At 44.5% G+C, this 20280-nt stretch carries 20 protein-coding genes and 1 tRNA gene; 16 read left to right on the forward strand and 5 right to left on the reverse strand.

Going from position 1 to position 20280, the window contains the following annotated elements; translation table 11 throughout:
- Window positions 1-41 precede the first annotated feature (41 nt).
- From glmM to I6E26_RS05285, 5 genes are all read left to right on the forward strand, one after another.
- Entirely contained in the window at window positions 42-1400 is a 1359-nt protein-coding gene (glmM, locus tag I6E26_RS05265; RefSeq protein WP_235320814.1) for a phosphoglucosamine mutase, read from the forward strand.
- Window positions 1400-2206 (forward strand): sirohydrochlorin cobaltochelatase, encoded by an 807-nt coding sequence (locus I6E26_RS05270; RefSeq protein WP_235320815.1) that lies wholly within the window; start codon window positions 1400-1402, stop codon window positions 2204-2206. Before glmM ends, I6E26_RS05270 begins: the two co-directional genes overlap by 1 nt.
- Before the next feature lie 249 nt (window positions 2207-2455).
- A complete protein-coding gene (locus I6E26_RS05275; RefSeq protein WP_235320816.1) occupies window positions 2456-2812 on the forward strand; it encodes an OadG family protein in 357 nt (118 codons plus the stop codon).
- Between the two features lie 35 nt (window positions 2813-2847).
- Window positions 2848-3006, forward strand: coding sequence for a hypothetical protein (locus I6E26_RS05280; RefSeq protein WP_235320817.1), 159 nt, complete (start codon window positions 2848-2850; stop codon window positions 3004-3006).
- A gap of 30 nt (window positions 3007-3036) precedes the next feature.
- A complete protein-coding gene (locus I6E26_RS05285; protein ID WP_235320818.1) occupies window positions 3037-4173 on the forward strand; it encodes a sodium ion-translocating decarboxylase subunit beta in 1137 nt (378 codons plus the stop codon).
- A gap of 122 nt (window positions 4174-4295) precedes the next feature.
- On the opposite strand, the gene I6E26_RS05290 is transcribed toward I6E26_RS05285, so the two are convergent.
- The 3 genes from I6E26_RS05290 to gdhA all read right to left on the reverse strand — a co-directional run bounded on the left by I6E26_RS05290 (window position 4296) and on the right by gdhA (window position 7365).
- Window positions 4296-5744 (reverse strand): nicotinate phosphoribosyltransferase, encoded by a 1449-nt coding sequence (locus I6E26_RS05290; protein WP_235320819.1) that lies wholly within the window; start codon window positions 5742-5744, stop codon window positions 4296-4298.
- Between the two features lie 123 nt (window positions 5745-5867).
- Window positions 5868-5944 (reverse strand) — tRNA-Pro (locus I6E26_RS05295).
- A gap of 80 nt (window positions 5945-6024) precedes the next feature.
- Window positions 6025-7365, reverse strand: a complete 1341-nt coding sequence (gdhA, locus tag I6E26_RS05300) for an NADP-specific glutamate dehydrogenase (RefSeq protein WP_235320820.1) — start codon at window positions 7363-7365, stop codon at window positions 6025-6027.
- Between the two features lie 441 nt (window positions 7366-7806).
- On the opposite strand from gdhA, the gene I6E26_RS05305 reads away from it, so the two are divergent.
- From I6E26_RS05305 to I6E26_RS05335, 7 genes are all read left to right on the forward strand, one after another.
- A complete protein-coding gene (locus I6E26_RS05305; protein WP_235320835.1) occupies window positions 7807-9072 on the forward strand; it encodes a hemolysin family protein in 1266 nt (421 codons plus the stop codon).
- 171 nt (window positions 9073-9243) lie between these two features.
- Complete coding sequence (gene ylqF / locus I6E26_RS05310; protein ID WP_235320821.1) at window positions 9244-10182, forward strand: ribosome biogenesis GTPase YlqF; 939 nt, start codon at window positions 9244-9246, stop codon at window positions 10180-10182.
- Between the two features lie 36 nt (window positions 10183-10218).
- Window positions 10219-11007: a ribonuclease HII gene (locus I6E26_RS05315; RefSeq protein WP_235320822.1), complete on the forward strand. Its 789-nt coding sequence runs from the start codon at window positions 10219-10221 to the stop codon at window positions 11005-11007.
- A 29-nt stretch (window positions 11008-11036) separates the two neighbouring features.
- Complete coding sequence (locus I6E26_RS05320; RefSeq protein WP_235320823.1) at window positions 11037-13031, forward strand: hypothetical protein; 1995 nt, start codon at window positions 11037-11039, stop codon at window positions 13029-13031.
- The gene (locus I6E26_RS05325) at window positions 13032-13385 is read left to right on the forward strand and encodes an EscU/YscU/HrcU family type III secretion system export apparatus switch protein (protein WP_235320824.1); all 354 of its coding nucleotides are present in this window, start codon (window positions 13032-13034) and stop codon (window positions 13383-13385) included.
- Between the two features lie 17 nt (window positions 13386-13402).
- A complete protein-coding gene (locus I6E26_RS05330; protein WP_235320825.1) occupies window positions 13403-13765 on the forward strand; it encodes a YraN family protein in 363 nt (120 codons plus the stop codon).
- Between the two features lie 65 nt (window positions 13766-13830).
- Window positions 13831-14397 (forward strand): UbiX family flavin prenyltransferase, encoded by a 567-nt coding sequence (locus I6E26_RS05335; RefSeq protein ID WP_235320826.1) that lies wholly within the window; start codon window positions 13831-13833, stop codon window positions 14395-14397.
- 155 nt (window positions 14398-14552) lie between these two features.
- Here the strand turns inward: I6E26_RS05335 and I6E26_RS05340 are convergent, their stop codons facing one another.
- Complete coding sequence (locus tag I6E26_RS05340) at window positions 14553-14987, reverse strand: Rpn family recombination-promoting nuclease/putative transposase (RefSeq protein ID WP_235320827.1); 435 nt, start codon at window positions 14985-14987, stop codon at window positions 14553-14555.
- A gap of 712 nt (window positions 14988-15699) precedes the next feature.
- Between I6E26_RS05340 and rbr the strand changes: the two genes are divergently transcribed.
- The 4 genes from rbr (at window position 15700) to I6E26_RS05365 (ending at window position 19055) form a co-directional block, all read left to right on the forward strand.
- Window positions 15700-17802, forward strand: coding sequence for a rubrerythrin (rbr, locus tag I6E26_RS11315; RefSeq protein ID WP_328228000.1), 2103 nt, complete (start codon window positions 15700-15702; stop codon window positions 17800-17802).
- Window positions 17803-18011: 209 nt separating this feature from the next.
- Entirely contained in the window at window positions 18012-18209 is a 198-nt protein-coding gene (locus I6E26_RS05355; protein WP_235320828.1) for a hypothetical protein, read from the forward strand.
- 377 nt (window positions 18210-18586) lie between these two features.
- Window positions 18587-18814 (forward strand): hypothetical protein, encoded by a 228-nt coding sequence (locus I6E26_RS05360; RefSeq protein WP_235320829.1) that lies wholly within the window; start codon window positions 18587-18589, stop codon window positions 18812-18814.
- A gap of 34 nt (window positions 18815-18848) precedes the next feature.
- Window positions 18849-19055: a DUF4316 domain-containing protein gene (locus tag I6E26_RS05365; protein WP_235320830.1), complete on the forward strand. Its 207-nt coding sequence runs from the start codon at window positions 18849-18851 to the stop codon at window positions 19053-19055.
- Between the two features lie 52 nt (window positions 19056-19107).
- Here the strand turns inward: I6E26_RS05365 and I6E26_RS05370 are convergent, their stop codons facing one another.
- Window positions 19108-20052 (reverse strand): Abi family protein, encoded by a 945-nt coding sequence (locus I6E26_RS05370; protein WP_235320831.1) that lies wholly within the window; start codon window positions 20050-20052, stop codon window positions 19108-19110.
- Window positions 20053-20280 lie beyond the last annotated feature (228 nt).

Raw genomic sequence — 20280 nt, forward strand, 5'->3', positions numbered from 1 at the left:
AGGTTTATTTTTAGATTTGGGTTTTGGGAGGTTTTGAATTTATGTCAAGATTGTTTGGAACTGATGGCGTTCGTGGCGAGGCTAATTTGGAGCTGACACCGGAGCTTGCTTATCGTATGGGCCGGGCGGCAACCTTGTATTTTGGTGAGTCCTGTGGTGATGAGCAGCCGGTAATCCTGATTGGCAGGGATACCCGTATTTCTGGTCAGATGTTCGAATCTGCCCTGATGGCAGGTATTTGCTCTGCTGGAGGCAAGGCCATATCTGCAGGTATTATTCCTACACCGGCTATTGCTTTTCTCACCAAGAAGCATAAGGCTCAGGCAGGTATTGTTATTTCTGCTTCTCACAATCCATTCCATGATAACGGTATCAAATTCTTTGGTGGCAATGGTTACAAGCTGCCAGATGCAGTAGAGGATGAGCTGGAGAATATTGTGCGGACTATTCAGCATGATGATAATCTCTATCGTGCTTCTGGTGCCCAGATGGGTACTGTGGAATATCATCATGATATGCTGGAGGAGTACATTGAATTTGTTCTCTCCACCACCAAGGAGCGTTTTGAGGGTATGAAGATTGTGCTGGACTGTGCCAATGGTGCAGCCTATGAGGCTATGCCTACCATTTTGAAATCCTTGGGAGCAGATGTTACTGTTATTAATGACAAGCCAAATGGTATAAATATTAACGATAACTGTGGTTCTACTCATTTGGAGGTTCTCCAGAAGAAGGTAGTAGAGCTGGGGGCAGATTTTGGTATTGCCCATGATGGGGATGCTGATCGTTGCCTCTGTGTAGATGAAAAGGGTAATGTAATTGACGGAGATCATATGCTGGTAATGTGTGCCAAGGAAATGATTGCTAATGGCACCTTGAAGAACAATACTGTTGTTACCACTGTTATGGCTAATATTGGCTTCCATAAGGCTGTAAAGGAGCTAAATGGCCGGGCTGAGATTACCAAGGTAGGAGACAGATATGTACTGGAAAATATGCTGGCCAACGGCTACAATTTAGGCGGTGAGCAGTCTGGACATATTATCTTCTCTGATTTCAGCACTACTGGTGATGGCCCTGTTACTGCTTTGCAGACTCTTAGCTCCATTAAGAGAAGCGGTAAAAAGGCCTCTGAGTTGAACGAGCTGATGATTAGCTATCCACAGCTTTTAGTTAATGTTGTGGTAAAGTCCAAGGATGGCTGGGAGCAGAATCCAAATATTGCAGCTGCTATTAAGGCTGGGGAGGAAGAACTGGGGGCAGATGGCCGTATTCTGGTTCGTCCTTCTGGTACAGAGCCATTGATTCGTGTTATGGCTGAAGGACCAGATCAGGCTCAGCTGGAGGTTATCTGTCAGAAAATCGCCAATGTAGTAGTAAACGAGCAGGGTGGCAAATAATGAAGCAGGCAATTGTGGTTGTAGGCTTTGGCGTAGGTGATGCCCAGGTAAAAAAGCGTTGTATCGACAGTCTATTAGATGATTTGCATCGCAGCTTTGGTGATGCCTATGATATCTATGAGGCCTGGACCAGTGATTTTCTCCGTCGCAAAATGGCCAGGGAGGGATATATTTATTCTAATTTGGCAGGTGTGTTGGAGGATTTAAAGGCTCAGGGCTATGAAAGAGTGGCAGTAATGCCAACCCATTTGACACCGGGAGAGGAATGGCAAAAGAAAATAATGCCTGTCCTTAAGGAGTATGAAGGAGTATTTCAGCGGTTGGGCTTTATGGAACCGGTGCTGACTGTAGCTTCTCCAGAGGAATTTGCTTTTATAGCAGAAGATATTCAGGCTTTTTTCCAGTTGGAGGATTTGGCAGATGGGGAAGAGCTGGTGTTGATGGGCCACGGTTCCCCTCATTACCACAATCCAATATATGAGTATTTGCAGAGCTTTGCTGATAAGCAGAAATGGCCTGTTCATATTGGCGTGGTAGAGTCAGATGATTATCCCAACCAGCAGGATGTAATTGATAGATTGCTGGCTAAAGGCTGTCAAAAAGTATATCTGCGGCCTTTGCTTCTGGCTGGCGGCAACCATGCTACCTATGATTTAGCAGGAGAGCAGGAGGATTCCTGGAAAAACCGCCTCAGTCAGGCCGGTTTGGAAGTTCGCTATTCCACCCAGGGATTAGGGGAGTATAAAGCTTTCCGCAGCTTGTATGTCAAGAAGCTGTCAGCTTTCCTTCAAAATAATATGAAATAAAGCAATAACAATACTATTAATTGTGGAAACATCCATTATTACTGGTAATTTATTTTAGAATATAGTATAATTTCCAGACATTATAGAAAAAAGTTATGAAAATTATTCTTATATCCTACTTTTATATGTGTTAATTTTCTGTTATAATATACAAAGGTATTGTTAGAAAGCTGTGGAGCATCGGCGTGGAACAAGGGAGATGCTAATAACAGCGGATGTTTTTTTACTATAATTTAAGGCGGTGTCTATATGGAAAATGAGATGACAAATCCAGCTGTCATAATGTTAATCAATATGACAATTGTATTTGCGGTATTGGCTCTCCTGAACCTTTTTATCCGGTTGATTCATTTTATTGATCCAACCAAGGAAAAGAAGGCTCCAGCAGCTGCACCAAAGGCAGCACCAAGGAAGGCGGCTCCTGCAAAGGCAGCAGCGCCAGCTCCAGTGGTGGCAGCAGGTGTAAGCGGAGAGACTGTGGCGGCTATTGCTGGTGCATTGGCAGCCTATGGTATTGGTTTTTCTCAAATCAGAGCTATTCGTCCTGCAGCAAGAAACAGCTGGACTGGGGCAGCTCGTATTGATGGGTTGAGAAATAACAAGTGATGTTTATTTTTTAGACGAATGAGGAGGCAATTATTATGGCAGTAACAAATGGTGTAAACAAGGACACAGTAGCAGTAATCGCAGGGGCATTGGCCGCAATGGGAATTGGGTTTTCCCGTATCAAGGCAATTCGTCCAGCGGCACGCCAGAATTGGGCTGACTCTGCCAAGGTGATTGCCCTGAGAAAATTTTAATAATCTTTGACACAAGGGGTGCATTAATTAATGGAAATTTTTGATGCGTTTGCGATTTCCTTGCAGTCCGTATGGCTGGACAGTGGCTTTGCTTCCTTTACCTTAGGTAATCTGGCAATGATCATTGTAGGTATTATCCTGCTGTACATGGCTATTGGCAAGGAGTACGAGCCACTGCTTCTGGCTCCTATTGCATTTGGTTGTATTATGGCTAACTTTCCTGCTACTGGCTTCCTGGAGGAGCCTGGTGTTATGCAGGTAATCAATTATGGTATTAAGTACGAGATTTTCCCACCATTGATTTTCCTTGGTGTAGGTGCTATGACGGACTTTGGACCGCTTTTGGCTAATCCAAATACCCTGTTCATGGGCGCAGCTGCTCAGTTCGGTGTATTTATTTCCTTGGTTGGTGCTATGTGCTTGGGCTTTACTGCTCAGGAGGCATCTGCAATCGGTATCATCGGCGGTGCTGATGGCCCTACTGCTATCTACATGGCATCCAAGATGGCTCCAAATCTTCTGGGAGCTATTGCTGTAGCGGCATATTCTTATATGTCCTTGGTACCATTGATTCAGCCACCTATTATGAAGCTCTGTACTAGCCAGAAGGAGCGGGAGATCAAGATGGATCAGCTCCGCAAGGTTACTCATTTTGAGAAGGTAGTTTTCCCAATCGCGGCCGCAATCTTGATTTCCTTATTGTTACCGCCTGTAGCTGCTTTGATCAGCATGCTGATGCTGGGTAATCTGTTCCGTGAGTCCGGCGTAACTGAGCGCTTGTCTGATACTTCTCAGAACGCTCTGTGTAACATTGTTACCATCTTCCTGGCAACTGGTACTGGTATGACCATGAGTGCTGAGCACTTCCTGACCATTCAGACTTTGGAGATTATCGGTCTTGGTCTGGTGGCCTTCGCTGGTGGTACTGCTTCTGGCGTTTTGCTGGGCAAGGTTATGTGCCGTCTCTCCGGTTGGAAGATTAATCCTTTGATTGGTTCCGCCGGTGTATCTGCTGTTCCTATGGCTGCCCGTGTATCTCAGATTGTAGGTCAGAAGGCAAATCCTTCCAACTTCCTGCTGATGCATGCAATGGGCCCTAATGTGGCAGGTGTTATCGGTACAGCTGTAGCAGCTGGTACTATGCTGGCTATGCTGGGATCAAAATAATAGTAAATTTGTATATGTAATTTCGAGCCATCCTTAAGGGTGGCTCTTTTTTTGCACAAAAATAACTGCCCAGCTCTTAAAAGAAGCTGGACAGATGTTTAAATATCAATGTTTAATTTGTTTTAGCCACGAAGATTATGGAGCAGGGACATTTTCATATCATAATAATCAGGACTCATATCCAGATAGTGCTTATGAGGGTTCTCAAAGCGCTGCTCCTCCTGCCAGATTTCGGAAGCAAGCTGTTCCTTTACATAGCTGCGAATCTCCTCCAGACTCCGTGGAGGCTGGGTTCTTTTGCCATCCTTAATAACCAGCTGCTGCAGTTCCTTGCAGGTGCAGTTTTCGAAGAAGCGGTTTTTCCAAGGCTTTTCTGGATCTACATAGCGATATGGTTCATCCATATTAACCTCTTCCTCAAAGCTGGTAATCAAATCAGCTACAGCATAGCCTTCCTCGCCGTAGATGCGATATACTCGCTTGAAGCCAGGATTGGTAATCTTCTCTACAGTCTCAGAGACCTTGATACGAGGTTCATAGCTGCCATCCTTTTCCACAGCAGAAATTTTGTATACTGCACCAAAGACAGGATCACTTTTGGCGGTAATCAACCGCTCTCCAACGCCAAAGGCATCAATCTGCCCGCCCTGATTGAGAATGGAAGTTATGGTATATTCATCCAGACTGTTGGATACCACAATCTTGCAGTCCTCCAGACCAGCCTCATCCAGCATTTTCCGTACCCGCTTAGACAGATAGGCCAAGTCACCGGAATCAATGCGGATGCCCTTCAGACGTTTACCCATAGGCTCCAGAACCTCCTTGGCTACTCGAATAGCAGCAGGAATACCAGAGCGGATAACATCATAGGTATCCACCAGCAGAACAGTGGCGTCAGGATATACCTGGGCATATTTCTTAAAGGCCTCATATTCATCCTTGTAGTACATTACCCAGCTATGGGCCATAGTCCCTCCAACAGGAATGTTGAACTTCTGGCCAGCCAGAACGGTGGCTGTACCAGCGGCACCGGCAATATAGGCAGCTCTGGCACCATAGACTGCAGCATCCATATTATGAGCACGGCGGGCACCAAAGTCCGATACAGCTCTATTGCCAGCAGCCCGGACAATACGGCTGGTTTTGGTAGCAATCAGGGACTGATGGTTGAACAGAGCCAGCAGGGCAGTTTCCACCAGCTGAGCATCTATCAGAGGAGCTACTACTGTTACGCAAGGCTCATTAGGATACATAATAGTTCCCTCTGGGAAAGCATATATATCACCGGTAAAACGGAAATCTTTTAGATAATTCAGAAATTCCTGAGAAAAAAGCTTCAAAGAGGCAAAATATTCAATATCCTGCTCTGTGAAATGCATATTTTCAATGTATTCCAGAATCTGTTCCAAGCCGGCAAAAATAGCAAAGCCACCGCCATCAGGATTTTTGCGATAGAAAATGTCAAAAATTACTCTAGGCTGGGTGTCGCTGTTGGCAAAATAACCATTAGCCATAGTCATTTCGTACAAATCCATCATCATGCTAATATTGCGAGTGGAAAATTGTGTCATAAAGTTCGCCTCAAATCATAATACTTCAAAAATCGTTATACCTTTTTACTATACACTTTCACAGGAAAACTTGCAATATTTTACTATGAAAAAAGCACCGCTTTGCGGTGCTAAATTTCTATCTGGTCGGGATGACAGGATTTGAACCTGCGACCTCTTCGTCCCGAACGAAGCGCGCTACCAAGCTGTGCTACATCCCGACTACAACTAATTATACCCCTGCCAATACTATTTGACAAGCAAAAATAAAGGCAGAGGTATAGAGTTTCAGGTCAAATTATTAGCAAACGCCCTGAGCCAGCATAGCATCAGCAACCTTCAGGAAGCCCGCAATATTGCAGCCTACCAGCAGATTGCCCTCATGGCCATACTCCTTGGCACAGCGCTTGGAGTTCTCATAGATATCAGCCATAATGGTCTTAAGCTTGTTATCAACCTCTTCAAAGGTCCAGCTATAACGCATGGAGTTCTGAGCCATCTCCAGAGCGGAAACAGCAACACCGCCAGCATTAGCAGCCTTGGCAGGAGCAAAGAGAACCTTGCTGTTCTGGATGTACTCAATAGCATCCAGAGTACATGGCATGTTGGCACCTTCACCTACAGCCTTAACGCCATTAGCAACCAGAGCCTTGGCAGCATCCAGATCCAGCTCCTGCTGGGTAGCACATGGCAGAGCAATATCGCAAGGAATAGTCCAGATACCCTTGCAGCCTTCATGGTACTCAGCAGATGGCTTAGCATCTACATACTCCTTGATACGGCCACGGCGAACTTCCTTAATCTCCTTAACAATGTTCAGGTCAATGCCATCCTTGTCATAGATATAGCCGTTGGAATCGGAGCAAGCCACAACTTTGGCACCAAATTCCTGAGCCTTCTGAATAGCATAGGTAGCAACATTACCGGAGCCGGAAACAACTACAGTCTGATCCTTGTAGTCAATACCAGCATCAGCCAGCATCAGCTTGGTGAAGTAGAGGAGACCATAACCGGTAGCCTCAGTACGTGCCAGGCTGCCGCCGTAGTTCAATCCCTTGCCGGTAAGAACACCAGCATCATAAGCATTGCGGATACGCTTGTACTGACCATAGAGATAACCAATCTCACGGCCGCCAACACCGATATCACCGGCAGGTACGTCAGTGTTCAGACCAATATGACGGCAAAGCTCAGTCATAAAGCTCTGGCAGAAGCGCATGATTTCAGCATCGGACTTGCCCTTTGGATCAAAGTTGGAGCCACCCTTACCACCGCCGATAGGCAGGGTAGTCAGAGCGTTTTTGAAAATCTGCTCAAAGCCTAGGAACTTGATGATGCTGAGGTTTACAGATGGATGGAGGCGGAGGCCACCTTTGTATGGGCCAATGGCACTGTTAAACTGTACACGATACCCCTTGTTTACATGTACCTTGCCAGCATCGTCAGTCCAAGGAACACGGAACATAACAACGCGCTCAGGCTCAACAATGCGCTCCAGAATAGCCTGCTGCTGATACTTAGGATTCTTATCCAGTACAGGAGCAATAGAAGTCAGAACTTCCTTTACAGTATTATGGAACTCGGTTTCACCAGGATTCTCAGCCTGAACCTTTGCAATAATTTCTTCAACATAAGTAGCCAATTTAGTATACCTCCAATGAATACAAATTTCGTATATGCGATATACATTATTTATATATCACATATATCACACAGCGATTTAATTATACTATAAATTTACACAATTACAATATTTTGCAACTATGTATACATTATTCTCTTTAGCTGTTGACTAATATATTAAGCAAATTGAAATACTTTGCAGTAAAAGATTATCATGATTGCAAAATACAATATTTTTAAGCACTTTATTTAGATAATAAAAAAGCATATCTCCTTAGCTGCCAAAGGATTGACAGGGCAAGGCTTGCATTAGACTTCATAATTTAATATAATGAAAATACTATACCCATGAAATCTATGGGTTGTTGCTAGTAAAAAGTGTTATATTTTTGCAGAGGAAGTGGAAATTTTGGATACCCCCTATCCGTTATGGTTGTTTGTAATAGGTTTTTTGATTTTGGTGAATGTGTTTTTTGCTTTAGCAGAAACCTCCCTTAATGAAAGTCACAAAAGCAAGCTGGAAAAAATGCAGGATGATGGCAACGAGGAGGCCAAGAAAGCCCTGAAGCTTCTGGAAAAGCCAGAGCGGGCCTTGGCAGTCATTCAGCTGGGTATTACCTTTGTTAGTATTTTGATTGGTGTATGCACCAGTGTGATTCTAGCACCTTGTATTCACAAATATCTATATTTGATGCCTTATTCCCAGGAGCTGTCCCTGTTGATAAGCATCCTGCTGATAACCTATCTAACCTTGATGTTAGGTGATTTTTTGCCTACCAGAATTGCTATGGAGAATCCAGAGGAAACGCTGATACAGTGCCAGAAGCATCTAAGAAGATTGATATTTATCACCAAGCCAGCAGTATCTCTGCTGTCCAATTCAGCCCGCATTTTGCTGGTAACTCTTGGCATGAATACCAGAATTGATGATACCGTTACCGAGGATGAGGTTAAGGATCTGATAGAGCAGGCCACTGAGGATGGCACCTTTGAAAAAAAGGAGCAGAATCTGGTAGACCGGGTTTTTCATATGGGAGATCAGACAGCTTATTCTTTAATGACTCCCCGCACGCAAATGTTGTGGATAGATTTGGAGGATAGTCTGGAACAGAACCTGGCCTTAATACGAGCCACCTCTGAGGCTATTATTCCTGTAGGCAAGGAAAGTCTGGATAATTTCTGTGGTGTTATTTATATCAAGGACATATTTAATGCAGCTTTGGATAATAAGCCACTTGATTTAGCACAGTTTATCCGCAAGCCTGTGTACATTCCCCGCTCTATGGAAAGCTTCCGTATTTTGGAGAAATTTCAGGTAACAGGTATTCATGAGGCGGCTGTATTGGATGAATATGGCGGTGTTATCGGCTTTATTACTTTGCAGGATATTCTGTTGGAGCTGATAGGGGAAACCAACAATGTGAACGAGCCTGAATCTGCTCAGATTACCTCTAGGGAAGATAATGCTTGGAATATTGAGGGGCTGTGCTCCATTGATGATTTCAAGGAAAAATTCGGCATTGAGGAACTGCCAGAGGAGGAGCAGGATCACTATCAGACTATGGGCGGCTTTGTTACAGCTCTCTTTGGCTATATCCCTAAAAAGGGAGAAACCATTCAGTGGGAGAATTTTGTCTTTGAAATAGAGTCCTTGGATAGATATCGAATTGACAAGATTATCTGCCGCAAGCAGGAAAAAGAGCCTGAACAGCCTAAGGATGATTAATATTGAGTTGCATATTTTTAGCCGGGGTGTTGTAGCCCCGGTTTTTTTATGATATAATTTTAGAGAACTTATTTTCTTATAGATAACAGGAATTGGCCCGCCATTAATAAATTAAGTGATGTGGTGGAGGCCATTAAAAGGATAGATAATTAGATAGGAGAATTTATTTCTATGAAAGATTATAGAGCTTTAAGACAACAGCCACCGGGACAGGCAGTGGCAGAGCAGGCAATACCAAATGTACAGTGGTTCCCAGGGCATATGAAGAAAGCCCGGGATATTATTGTCAACAATCTGAAGCTGGTGGATGTGGTTATTGAGCTATTAGATGCCCGTATTCCTTATAGCAGTGCCAATCCTATGCTGCAGGAGATTATTGCCGACAAGCCAAGGCTGGTGGCCTTGAACAAATCTGATTTGGCAGATAGAGCCGTAACCAAGCAATGGGTGGAGTATTTCAAAAAGCAGGGGATTCCTGCCGTAGCAGTGGATGCACCCCAGGGCAGGGGCATTAAGCAGCTGGTGGCCATGACAGAGGAGCTGGCTCGTCCTATGACAGATAAGCTGGTATCCAAGGGAGCCAAGGCCAGAGCAGCCAGAGTAATGATATTGGGTATTCCTAATGTAGGCAAATCCTCCTTGATTAACCGTCTGGCAGGCTCCAACAAGGCAAAGACTGCTGACAAGCCTGGCGTTACCAGAGCCAAGCAGTGGATTCGCCTAGGGGGCAATCTGGAGCTTTTGGATACCCCGGGTATTCTTTGGCCAAAGTTTGAGGATATGACTGCTGGCTTAAAGCTGGCCTTTACGGGGGCTATCAACGACGAGGTAGTGGATAGAGAGCTGATAACTGGTGTATTCCTACAGACTATGGCCTCCATGTATCCTGAGAGATTGCAGGAACGCTACAAGCTGACAGGAGATCTGCCTACAGAGCCTCATGAGCTGTTGGAGCTGATTGGACGGAAGCGAGGCTGTCTGGTTAAGGGCGGTCTGGTGGATACGGAAAAGGCTCAACGCATTGTGATGACAGATTTTCGCAGCGGCAAGCTGGGAACTGTTAGTCTGGATATGCCACCAGAGGTTCCTGAGACTTCCCAGGCGGAATAATATTAGTCAGATAAGCTAGGCAGATTGGTGAAATATATGGATATAAGCAAATTGAAAATAAAGGAGCTGGAGGCACTGCTGGCAGAAAATCCAGCATCAGAGCTTTTGACAGCTCTCCAGCAGGATGCCAGAGCCTCAGCTAGAAAGCTGGCGGAAAGCTATCAGAAAAGACAGGCCAAAAAGCTGGCAGAGGAAGCTAGGTTGCAAGCCATGTATCAGTATGAGGAGCAGGCTGCCAGTCAGGGATATAGAGCTGTGGCAGGTGTAGACGAGGCTGGGCGGGGGCCTTTGGCAGGCCCGGTATCTGTAGCGGCAGTTATCCTGCCAGATCATCTGTTACTGCCTCGTTTGAACGATTCCAAGAAGCTTAGTGCCAAGGTAAGAGATGAGCTATATGATGAAATTATGGCCAAGGCCTTGGCTGTAAAGCAGATTTTTATATCACCAGAGGAAATTGACCGTATCAATATTTTGCAGACAACTATGGAGGGTATGTGTCAGGCGGTACAGCAGTTGTCCCAGCCAGCAGATTATGTGCTGATAGATGCAGTAAAACTCAAAAAACTGCCTTTGCCACAGCTTTCCTTAATTAAGGGAGATGCCAAATCAGCTTCCATTGCTGCAGCTTCTATTATTGCCAAGGTCACAAGAGACAGGCTGATGGAAGAATATGACCGCCAGTATCCAGAATATGGCTTTGGCAGTCACAAGGGATATGGTACAGCAGAGCATATTGCTGCTGTAGAAAAATACGGTCCCTGTCCTATTCACAGAATGACCTTTGAGCCTATACGAACTATCAAGGCTAAATGGCAATGTAGATGAAGTAATTGATGTTTGAGGGGGAATCCATTATGGCTACCAATGTAAATCCGGCGGCGCCGTCTATACAGCCTGCGTCCCGCAGCTCAGAGACAAAAACGGACAAAATTGCTGTCAGCAGGGATGGAGGCTCCAGCTCTGGCTTTGCCAAGCAGACAGATGTGAAATTTACCAATTCAGTGGATAATATGTCAGCTGTCTTGGAAAAAATTTCTACTGCTAAATTAGGTAATGATAATGGACTACCACAACAGCTGCGGGAGATGATAAATAATATTGTTACCAAGGCTTTTTCCTTGGAAAGCTCTCTGGGGGAGGGACTGGGCAGTGCGATGGCCAGTGAAAGATACTCTGTAGAGCAACTAACCTCTCTGGGGCGGATTTTTCAGCAACTGGGCAATATGGCAGAGGCCAATGCTGTAGCAGGGCAGGCCAGTGGTGAAACTACAGCAGGACAGCTAAGCGATGCCTTGCAGACCATGATGGCCAATGTGAAAACCTTGCTGGCTAATAATGCTCTGGGTGGAAATACAGCGGATTTGGAGCTGGTACAGCTCACCAAGCTGGCCTTTCAGGTGTTGAATAATGGCAATACTGGCAATATGCCACAGAAGCTGGAGGCACTGCTGCAAATGTTGGCAGGACAGCAGATGGGGCAGACACCAGCTGGAGGAACAGCCTCTCAAACCACAGATAAGTTATGGCAAAATACTGCCAGTCAGACAGTAAGTAGTGGCAATGGAGTTGTTAGTCAGACAGTAAGCAGTGATAATGGGGGTATTAGTCAGGCCGTAAGCAACGGCAATGGATCTGTTGGTCAGTCCCATGCTCAGGAGGGAACTGTTAAACAGCTGGTGGATTTGCTATTTCCTAAGATGTCTGCCAACAACAGCTCTCAGGCCCCGGCTAATCCCCAGCCCTCTCAGGGACAGTCAGCCAGCAATACTGCCGGTCAAAATCCTCAGATGAATACTGCCGGTACAGCAGAGTCAGCCACGGTTGGAGCCAAGGCTTCCCAGACCAATGTTAGCAGTGAAACCATCATTAAGACTGGTTCTCAGTCTACTGGCCAGACCAATGTCGTCATTAGTGAAACACCAGCCAAGACTGGGGCTCAGCCTGCTGGGGAGAATATTCAGCAGAATCAGCAAAATCAGCAGGCAGGCGTATCTCCCAAGGTGCTCCATCAGGCAGCAGAATTGGAGAACAACCCTCTGTTCAAGCAGATATTCAGTCGTTATGGCTATAGTCAGGAAACCGGAGTGGTACGCCAGTCAGCCCAAACGGCACAGCAGGAAATTCCCCAGCTGCCTAATAATCAGCAGGTGGTGGATTCCTTCCGCAATCTGGCAGAGCTTTTGCTGAAGGATAGTAATTTAACCGCCAAGGATATGGCCTTACTAAAGAATTTTGTCAATAGCAGTCAGACACAGCTTTCACAGCAGGATGCCAAGCAGCTGAATCTTCTGCTCAAAATGGTGCAAAGCAATGTACCAGCAGCCATTCAGCAGGCTGGACAACAGCCTGGCATGGAGGGCTTACCTAAGCTATGGGCCTTTTTGCAGTTGGCAGATTTGGGCAGTCTAAAGGATCTGAAGGCAAAGGATTTTAAGAACGCCAATAAAGAAATCAAGACTGTTGTATCCTCTTTGAAAAGCTCCATTAGCAGTGAGGGCAGTTATCAGGCCGATGGTCAAAAATCCATTAGCTTTGTGATGCCTCTCTATATTGGAGAGGGTGGACATAGCTATCCTGCCTATATCAATCTTTATGATGAACCAGAGCATGAGGATGAATGTGGCCGTAAGCGAAAGGATACCTGGTTCCGGGTATGTGTATTAACGGACAATATTGGTGCTGTAGACATTGTTTGTCAGCTATTTGAGGGCAATAATCTGAATTTACGCATCAATTTTTCGGATAATGAAATAGTAAAGGATTTTGGTGAGTACTTGCCGGATATTCGCAAGGCCCTTTATGATACATCTATTCATTTAAATGATTTGCGTGTAGGGACGGTGAACTAATTGCTAAAGGATAGAAGAACTCCTCATCAGGAGCCAGAGCTGGATCCTACTGCAGAGAAGAAGGCTGTTGCCCTGAAATATGATGTGGAAAACAACAAGGCTCCAAAGCTGGTAGCCAAGGGCAGGGGCCATGTGGCGGAAAATATTATGGAGGCAGCCCGCAAGGGCCAGGTGCCGGTATATCAAAACAAATCTCTGGTCAATATGTTGATGGCTCTGGAGCTGGACAAAGAAATACCAACAGAGCTGTATACAACTGTGGCGGAGATTTTGGCCTATGTATATAGAATAGACAAGCGGCGGCATGGAGATAGGGAAAAAGCAGTTATGGAATCTCCTATGAAGCTACTCTAGGGTGGGAGATTTTTACTGTGGATAATATTAGTTTGGGACGTCAGGGTGAGACTATGGCAGCCAGCTATCTGTCGGCTCATGGATATACAGTGCTGCAGCGGAATTATAGCTGTCCTATGGGAGAGCTGGACATTGTGGCTAGGCAGGGAGATGTGGTGGCCTTTGTGGAGGTTAAGACCCGGCGCAGTCTACGCTATGGCCGTCCTTGTGAGGCAGTGAATTTTCGTAAGAAGCAGCATATTATCCAATCCGCCAAATGGTATATCAGCCAGCACAGGCTATCTGGTCTGCATTATAGGTTTGACATAGTGGAGGTATTGGCAAGGCCTGGGGGAAGTGCCAATATTAATCATATTCGGAATGCCTTTGAGGTGAAGTAACAGGGCCGTAATCAGCTGGAGAAATCTGGCGTGTGTATATGAATGAAAATTAGGGAGGCAAGGCCATGAAAATAATAGTGGGAATTACCGGGGCCAGTGGCAGTATCTATGGATTGAAGCTGATAGAGGTACTGAAAAATGCAGGCCATCAAGTTCATGTGGTTATATCTGACAGCGGACTGGGAGTAATACAGTACGAGTGTGATACTACTTTGGAGGATATTGCTCTGGTGGCAGACAAAATTTACAATGTGCATAATGTAGGGGCGGCTATTGCCAGTGGTTCCTTTCAGGCAGATGCTATGGTTATAGCACCTTGCTCCATGAACACCTGCGGCTGTCTGGCTAACGGTATTACCGAAAACCTTTTGACCAGAGCAGCAGATGTAATGCTTAAAGAGGGGCGGAAGCTGGTTATAGTGCCTAGAGAAGCACCTATGCATGCAGGACATTTGGAAAACCTGTTGAAGTTAAGCCGTATGGGTGCAACCATTATACCTGCCAGCCCTGGCTTCTACCATCGTCCAGACACTATTATGGATTTGGTCAATATGCTGGTAGGCAAGATTTGCGACAACCTGGGGGTAAGAACCAATCTATTCCAGCGCTGGGACGGTAGTATGCAGAAATAAAATTAGAATATTTTTCGAACAAAAAAGGCAACAGATTTTTGCGTCTGTTGCCTTTTATAGTGGTGTGTCCAGCACGGCGTATCTCGTTATAACCCCTGTAATTAGTACAGCATTACGCCAACTGTAGAGGTGGTGAACATCGAGTAAGGTAACGGCTAAACCATGACATTATTCTCCAGACAATATTTAATGGCTGCATCGACAGCATGGTCAATTTCAATTTTCTGTTGACGGAAATGCTTATAAGCGTTGGAGAATATGCTGTATTCCCCTATAGGCAGGCATTTTCTTTTCAACGCATCATTCATGCCATCCGCCAGATTATATACATGGACAGTAAGTTCTAATTTGTCTGACTGCGTTTCAAAGGCATCGCTTAGCTTCAATGTTTGCTGCTCAAAGGATGTATCGTTTCCATCGTAGAATACATAAAACTCCGGTGCAGGAATCTTGAGTAAATCATCGCCATAAATCTTTTTATGGGAGGTGCTGGTATAACGTTTGTACAGTTCATCAACATAACTGAGAAAACGCAAGGGAATATTGGGATTAATGGTGGTTTGATGTTCAATATAGATTAATCTTTTCAAGTAAAGTAGCGAAGATAGGCCTTAATATGTATACTGCCATTCTTAGAAGAGTTCTCAGTACGTATACTATCATACTGAGAAGAGTTAACAGAATGAAAATCTTTATCTTTGTCTATATTAGGCGACTGGTAAGCCTTGTGGCACAAGGGATTGGGGGATTATACCGTTCCTGTTTTGGTACTCGAAACAGGAACGGTACTGCGAGGAAGGTGGATTAAAGAATATGGATTTTGTTGAAGAAGTTTTATTTTTTGGCAGGAAATAGAAAAAATATGTCGAATATTGTAAACGTAGAGTTTTTGTTTGTAATTTAAACTTCCCACACCGTAAAATGGTGTAGTTCCTTGAAAACTGTATATTTCAGAAGATAAAAAAGGCGTAAAGCCTCAAAACTTGGTACAATAGAAGTGAACATCAACCATGACCAAGGAGGTTTACGCCATGTCTATTGTATCACTTTTGCCTCTTGCAAGAAGCAACGTGGTCGCTCTATGCAACGCTTATTGCAAGCTAATTGAGAAATTTATCTTTTGTTATTTGTTCATTGACAAATTTTGAAAAAGATGGTATTATATAGAATATATTAAATAATAATTATTTTTCATAAGTAAACAATATTGATAATATTAGCATATATTTACTGCCAGGGAAGCTGGTTGGGGAGAGTGTGTATCTGTTATGAGTGTGTATTATATCTAAGGGGGCGGTGTGTATGAAGCATTTGGCATTGAACATCAGGGTTCCTATTGAACAGGATAATCCTAGTATTGTCCGTGATGATGCAAAATGCATCAAATGTGGCATGTGTAAGGAGATTTGTACCAATCAGATTGGCGTGCACGGCACATATACCTTTGAGGAGACTAACGGGCTGGCAGTCTGCATCAACTGCGGCCAGTGTGCCAATGTATGCCCGGTGGACAGTATTACTGAGCGATATGAGTATCCTGAGGTGAAGGCGGCAGTGCAGGATAAGGACAAGGTAGTAATTGTCAGTACCTCGCCATCTGTCAGGGCTGCGCTGGGGGAGGAGTTCGGCATGGCTGACGGTAGCTTTGTACAGGGGAAGATGGTCGCTCTCCTGAGAAAGCTGGGGGCTGATTATGTGCTGGACACCAATTTTGCCGCTGACCTGACCATAGTAGAGGAAGCCAGTGAGCTGATTGAACGTGTCACCAAGGGAACGGCACCATTGCCTCAGTTTACTAGCTGCTGCCCGGCATGGATAAAGTATGCGGAAATCTATCATCCGGAAATCCTGCCGCATATTTCCACAGCCAAGAGCCCTATTGGTATGCAGGGGCCTACCATCAAGACTTATTTTGCGAAAAAAATGGGTATTGATCCGGCAAAGATTGTCAATGTGGCATTGACGCCTTGTACTGCTAAGAAATTTGAAATCCGCCGGGAGGAGATGAAGGATGCCGCAGATTATCTGCAGGCAGAGGGCATACGGGATATGGATTTTGTGATGACTACCCGGGAGCTTGCCAGGTGGTGCAAAGAAGAAGGCATTAATTTTGCAGATCTTGAGGACAGCGATTTTGATAAGTTCATGGGAGAGGCATCTGGAGCAGGTGTCATATTTGGCAATACCGGTGGCGTTATGGAGGCCGCACTGAGGACTGCCTATGAGTATATTACAGGGGAAACAGCTCCTGATGTGCTGCTCAAGCTGGAATCGGTCCGGGGCTACGAGGGCATCAAGGAGGCGGAATTGAAGGTAGGCGACCTGGAGATGCGGGTGGCTATTGTCTATGGTACAGCCAATGCGGAAAAGCTGCTGGCAGACATTAGAAACGGTAATAAGCAGTATCATTTTATAGAGGTCATGACCTGTCCGGGAGGCTGCATAGGCGGTGGCGGACAGCCGAAGGATTTTGATAAGGATAGTGATGAGGTGCGAAAATCCCGTATTGCCAGCCTGTATGCCCAGGATGCCGCCATGAGCCTGCGCAAGAGCCATGAAAATCCTGACATCAAGGCAATATATGAGGAATTCTATGGCAAGCCGCTTAGCCAGTTGGCGGAAAAGATGCTTCATACCTCATACACGGATAGAAGCAATACCATCAGCAGGAAAAATAATCCTGCTGACCAGGCAGGCAATGTAAATAAAACAGTAAAAGGAGAGAATGATATGAAGACCTGGAAGTGCAAGATTTGTGGTTATGTTTATGAAGGTGACAGCCTGCCGGCAGATTTCAAGTGTCCAATCTGCAAGCAGCCAGCGACTGCTTTTGAGGAAGTTGTTGTGCCTAAGGAGGAAGCTGTGCAGGGTAATAAATATGCTGGTACCCAGACGGAAAAGAATCTACATACTGCCTTTGCCGGTGAATCTCAGGCAAGAAACAAGTACACTTACTTTGCCTCTGTGGCACAGGGAGAGGGCTTTGAGCAGATTGCAGCTCTGTTCCTGAAGACTGCCGAGAATGAAAAGGCACACGCCAAGATGTGGTTCCAGGAGCTGGGAGAGCTGGGAGATACCAAGGCAAATCTTGCAGCAGCTGCCGAAGGTGAGAACTATGAGTGGACTGATATGTACGACGGCTTTGCCAAGACTGCCGAAGCAGAAGGCTTCCCGGAGTTGGCAGCCAAATTCCGTGCTGTAGGAGCCATTGAGAAGCACCATGAGGAACGGTATCGCGCCCTGCTGAAGAATATTGAGCTTTCTCAGGTGTTTGAAAAGAGCAAGGTTCAGGTATGGGAGTGCCGTAACTGCGGTCATATTGTGGTAGGCACAAAGGCACCTGATTTCTGCGAGGTTTGCGGCTATGCCCAGAGCTACTTTGAGCTGAATACTGAGAATTATTAATCATTTTTTAAACTTCCCACACCGTAAAATGGTGTAGTTCCTTGAAAACTGTATATTTCAGAAGATAAAAAAGGCGTAAAGCCTCAAAACTTGGTACAATAGAAGTGAACATCAACCATGACCAAGGAGGTTTACGCCATGTCTATTGTATCACTTTTGTCTCTTGCAAGAAGCGACGTGGTCGCTCTAAATATCTTCTTTCTGTTCCAGTGAAGGTAGGCCAGGACAAAAATGGCGACAATGGCATTGATGCCCGTATTGTCTGTGTCCGCAATCGCAATAAGCACAAGGACTGGATTGCCATTATCTGCACTGATATGAGCCTGAGCGAACAGGATATTATCCGTATTTACGGCCATCGCTGGGATATTTATGGTATCCGAAGTAGCAGATATAACCTATCATGAATAAATGATGATCATAGGTGAAGCTATGCTGGCAACAGTGCAGGAAGAATTCCATACTGAGTCCATGCAACGCTTATTGCAAGCTAATTGAGAAATTTATCTTTTGAAATATACAGTTTTCAAGGAGCCGTTAGGATTTTCTGTGTGGGAAGTTTGAGTTAAAAACATTAAAGCGAATTGATATAATCAATTGACTTTAATGTTTTTTTCTTATATACTTATAATGAGATTTTGGCTCACCGTGCATTACGGTTAGAATATGATGCACGTGTATGTTTAACTTCCGCAAGCGACGGGGTGCCTAGTGCGTAGAATATCGCTTACATGTGAGTGGGGTTCGCTGAAAAGGTGAACCCCATTTTTGTTGAGGGAATAAAATGAAGATTGTAACTATAGATAAATCATTGATGCTTAAATATGCTGGCGATCCGGAAATCTTACAAAAAGATAATCGCCCTTGTGTGCTTATCGTCAGATTGAAATATAAGAGAAAGAATCAAGATTTTGCTGTTCCATATCCCTCCTACTCGATAATGCCCATTGACAACAGGGAAAACTTGGACGCTTACAACAGAGCCACAAAAACAGGAAAAGCCACCTCTTGAAAACTGGCAGAAGTCTTATGGGAACGGAGAGTATATGCGAAGTGCAGAGATAACGGAAGAACAGAATTATAACATGATTGATGGAAGAATGAATAATCTGCCATCAAAACCAAGAAAGATTGGTCAGCGCATTTCCGTGTTAGATCGGCTGCATTTGAAGCAGGAAGAAATAGCAAAGCGCAGTGGGAAGCCTGTGACACAAATGAATATGGCAGAGGATATGGAGCGTAGAAGAAAATAAAAAAGAGGAAGATGTTTGCTTTTTGATGGCGGCATCTTCCTTTTTTTCGCTTTTATGATGTTAAACGGTAGCGGGGAATATTCTTCCAGTTGGGTGGAAACCCCATTTTGTTCAGGAGTTCTTCGCTGTCTATATGGACAAGTTTTTTCGAAGTATGGTCAATCAGAGCAGCTAATTTTCTTTTGAAAACAAGAAAATCTTTACTCGGTATTAAATAACGAAAAGCGATGACAACAGCAAATAAATCATTTTTTCCGTATTGATACTGGATTCCGTTCATAGGTATTGACATTTTTCTATGCAAGGGAAGATCAGAAATATTATCTATTGTCTGGTATGTAAATAGCCGCTCGCCGTGGGCACATACATTTCTGAATTTTGTTAGGACAGATAAGAACTGTTCCATTTGTCGTTGGTTAATAATACCGAAATTTTTACATACTTTGGATTGCAGGGATTGTGGGAAAACCTTATACATTTTTGAAAGATTTCCGAAAGTAAGTACGTTAATCAGTACCCAAAGTGGTATGTTCCCGTAGGTATTCCGGTAATAATTAATATAAACATAATCGGTTGTTGATGCAGCTCTCTGTAAAGTCGCAATTAAGCGGCTAACAGTATTATGGTTCCGGCGGCTGTTGTTAAAATTGTTTGCATCCAGATAAGCGGATTGTGATTCCCCATATTGTTCCGAAAAATAGTAGGACATCAGTGAGCGAAGATGTCGCTCTATCTGCAGTAGATATTTGAAGAACAATTCTCGAAGTTCCGCATCGAATTCATAAAGAGAAACAATTTCATCAAAAGAAGTTCCATCTTTATATTTTTTTGTTAAGGGAATTCTGAATAAGTGCTTGTAGCCGCCCATTAAAGGAAAATAGCCGATATGCTTCAGAACATCTTCGGCATACTGCCTGTCAGAAATGATGAGATGCTTTTCATCCTGGAGCCATTCAACTTGTTCTGAAAAAGTGGAAAATTTCTTCTGTGGTAACATACATTTCTCCTTAAAATAAAAGAGGGAGAGACCCGCAGGTTCTCCCCCGGTCACGGGCTTCGCAAGTTTCCGCAACACGATCACTAAGCTTAATATAGCAGAAACAGCGGTAGAAGTCAATATACTGAAAAATTTTCAGTCAGTTCTAGTCGAGTAGTGTAAAATAGTTTGTGTAAAAAGTAATTGCGCAGATTTATTTTATGCCCCATACTGGGGTAAACAATTAAA

It is taken from the genome of Anaerovibrio lipolyticus (assembly GCF_021531495.1).
Lineage (GTDB): Bacteria > Bacillota > Negativicutes > Selenomonadales > Selenomonadaceae > Anaerovibrio.